The sequence below is a fragment of the Rhizobium hidalgonense genome, from assembly GCF_002914525.1.
In the GTDB taxonomy this organism is placed as follows: Bacteria; Pseudomonadota; Alphaproteobacteria; order Rhizobiales; family Rhizobiaceae; genus Rhizobium; species Rhizobium hidalgonense.
In genome coordinates this window covers 1-2,620 of sequence record NZ_LODW01000133.1, presented here as the reverse complement: position 1 = coordinate 2,620, position 2,620 = coordinate 1, and the positions used below count along the sequence as shown (strand labels likewise).

Here is a 2,620-nt window from a genome sequence, read left to right as displayed (position 1 = left end):
CGGAGCGCATCATCACGCTTCGCCGCCAGCGCCTGACTGGCAAGCACATCGCGATCGAAACCGGTGTATCGTAAGCGCGATTTTCGCTGCACGTTGACGCCAACCGGTTGATTGGCATCGGATCAACGTTTGGAGCCGTATTGTGTCAGGCGGCTTCGGTTCTGGCGAAGTTGAACGGCAGCAGGTCGACGATGTCGGCCCTTTCGTCCCGCTGCGGCAACTCAGTGAGCACGTAGCGCAGCCAGGCGAGTGGGTCGACGCCACAGGCGCGGCAAGTCAGCATCAAACTGTAGACCACTGCGCTGGCCTTGGCTCCGTCGGCGGTGTCGCTGAACAGCCACGATTTTCTTCCGGTGGCAAAAACTCTGATTTCGCGTTCCAGAATGTTGTTATCGATCGGGATTCTGCCGTCGCTGGTGTAGCGTGTCAGGTAATCCCATTGGTTCAGGGTGTAGGAGACGGCGTCGCCGAGTTTGGTATCCGGCACGACCTTCGGCGCGATGGCGTCGAGCCACGCCTTTAGGGCCTTCAGGACAGGCAAGCTGTGCTGTTGGCGGAAACGGCGAATGCAATCAGCCGTCGTCTCACCGGCATCTGGGGTTTTGTCTCTTGCCTGCTTTTCAATCCGGTAGAGCTGCTCGAAGAACCGGAGTGCCTGTTCCGGCGGTCCGCCTCCATTCTTCCGGGTTTTGAGAGCCTCGACGAAGCGCCGTCGTGAATGAGCCATGCATCCGACATGAGTTGCGCCATGCAATGTGCGCCACGCGGTGTAGCCATCGGTCACCAATATGCCGCGGTAGTCACCGAGGAAGGCCTGGGGGTGGATCTGGCCTCGGCCGGGCTGATAATCGAGCAGTACGATTGGCTGGTCACTATCCTCGCCACTGCGATAAGCCCACATATACGATGTGCTGGTGGCCTCCTTGTCCTTTTCCTTCAGGACCTGGACTGTGGTCTCATCGCCATGAATGAGAGGCTTCGATCGCAGCCGCAGTTTCAGAGCGTCATAGATGCGATGCAGATGCTTCTCGCTTGAACCGATGACCCAGTGAGCGAGAGCGCCGCGGCTGATCGGCACGCCGGCCCGCTCAAATGTCTGCGCCACGCGATAGAGCGGTGTGCCATCGACGTATTTGTGGACGAGCGCGAAGGCTAGCGTCGAAGCGGTAGCGATGCTGCCCGGCAGGGGCTGCGTCGGCATCGGTGCGATCACGACGGGTGTGTTGATCCCGGTGCGGTCGCAATGGCGGCAGGCATATTTGAACCGGACGTTCTGCAGGACCTTTGCCTTGACTTCGATATGAAGCTGCTCGGTAACGGCCTCGCCCATGCGATGCATTTGACTATCGCAGCACGGGCAAGCCTTCTGATCGTCGGGAAGGTCATATTCGACACGCTCACGCGGCAGGTCTTCCGGCAGAGGTCTGCGGCCGCGCTTTTTTCCCACGGCGCTCTCGACCGCCGGCAGGCCCGTGTCCGGCAGATCGACAACGTCATCACCGTCGCCGCTGTCATCTTCGTCGGCAGCCTCTTCGGCTTCGTTGAAGAGGCGATCAACGTGCTTTTCGCTGCGGGGTGCAAAGCGATGCAGCTTTGCAAGCGCCAACTCCTCCTCAAGCTTGACGACCCGCTGCGAGAGCGCTTCCTTTTCGGCTTTGAGCGCAGCGATTTCGGCAGCATTGGCTGCCAATTGCGCCATCAGTTCTGCAATGCTCGGTTCGCCGGTGCGAGTCATCAGATTCTTGAATCTGAACCGCCCCTGCGCGTCAATCGCTATTCGCCATCCTCAGCCGGCGATCTGATACTGCCGCACCGGATGGCGGATCATCGCATCGATATCGATGCCGTCGAGAATCCAGTGGAGCTGTTCTGTCGTCAGCACAACGACCGGCACCTCGCGGCGGGGCCATCTGAACTTGTCCTCGGTCAACCGCTTCAGGATCAGCACAAAGCCGGACCGGTCGAAGAACAAAAGCTTCACCCGGTCACGACGGCGATTGCAAAAGGCAAAAACCGCAGGAGCAAAGGGATCCAGCGCCATCGTCTCCTGGACCAGGACAGCAAGGCTGTTGATGCCGGCCCGAAAGTCGATCGGCTCGCGATGCAGGTAAACCTTGAGATCAGCGCCAAGTCTGAACATGACCCAGCGCTCCGATGATTGCCGTCAATGCATCTACGTCACCGCATTCCAACGTCAGCTTCACGCCGTTCGGCAGTGACGCGCTCACCTTCGCTGGAGAGGGCAGCGGCCGGTTCCTCTCTGCTTTCCGAGGCAGCTCTTCACCAAACTCAAACTCGTCGCTGGCCGCGGTGATTTGCACCGGAATAAAAGACGATGTCGAAGACGGCGGCGACGCAAGGGGCTGGGTATGTTTCCGCATCCACTTCCAAACGAGGTTCGCGTTGACCCCGTGTTCGCGCGCGAGTTTCGATACCGATGCGCCAGGTTCAAGGCAGGCCGCAATAAGGCGGTCTTTCGAACTTTGATCGAAACGGCGTCTCCCATTCCGACCGACCAGCCGCACGGCAAGTTTTTGACCTTCTTCCATCACTTGGTGTCCACCTATTTTGGTGGACACCTCATGCCAAAGCTCACTCAATTGCAGAAGGTGCGGGGAAA

3 protein-coding genes are annotated in these 2,620 nt (G+C 59.2%); all 3 read right to left on the bottom strand.

Going from position 1 to position 2,620, the window contains the following annotated elements:
* Window positions 1-145 precede the first annotated feature (145 nt).
* The 3 genes from tnpC to tnpA are packed head-to-tail and all read right to left on the bottom strand — an operon-like array spanning window position 146 to window position 2,552.
* Entirely contained in the window at window positions 146-1,735 is a 1,590-nt protein-coding gene (gene tnpC / locus ATY29_RS34950; protein ID WP_097537541.1) for an IS66 family transposase, read from the bottom strand.
* 51 nt (window positions 1,736-1,786) lie between these two features.
* Complete coding sequence (tnpB, locus tag ATY29_RS34945) at window positions 1,787-2,140, bottom strand: IS66 family insertion sequence element accessory protein TnpB (protein WP_003584440.1); 354 nt, start codon at window positions 2,138-2,140, stop codon at window positions 1,787-1,789.
* A complete protein-coding gene (gene tnpA, locus ATY29_RS34940) occupies window positions 2,121-2,552 on the bottom strand; it encodes an IS66-like element accessory protein TnpA (RefSeq protein WP_103671231.1) in 432 nt (143 codons plus the stop codon). Before tnpA ends, tnpB begins: the two co-directional genes overlap by 20 nt.
* Window positions 2,553-2,620 lie beyond the last annotated feature (68 nt).

What these genes read in the sequence shown, in the direction of transcription:
- tnpC (WP_097537541.1), bottom strand. Translation starts at nt 1,735, where the DNA reads ATGACTCGCACCGGCGAACCGAGCATTGCAGAACTGATGGCGCAATTG.
- tnpB (WP_003584440.1), bottom strand. Translation starts at nt 2,140, where the DNA reads ATGTTCAGACTTGGCGCTGATCTCAAGGTTTACCTGCATCGCGAGCCG.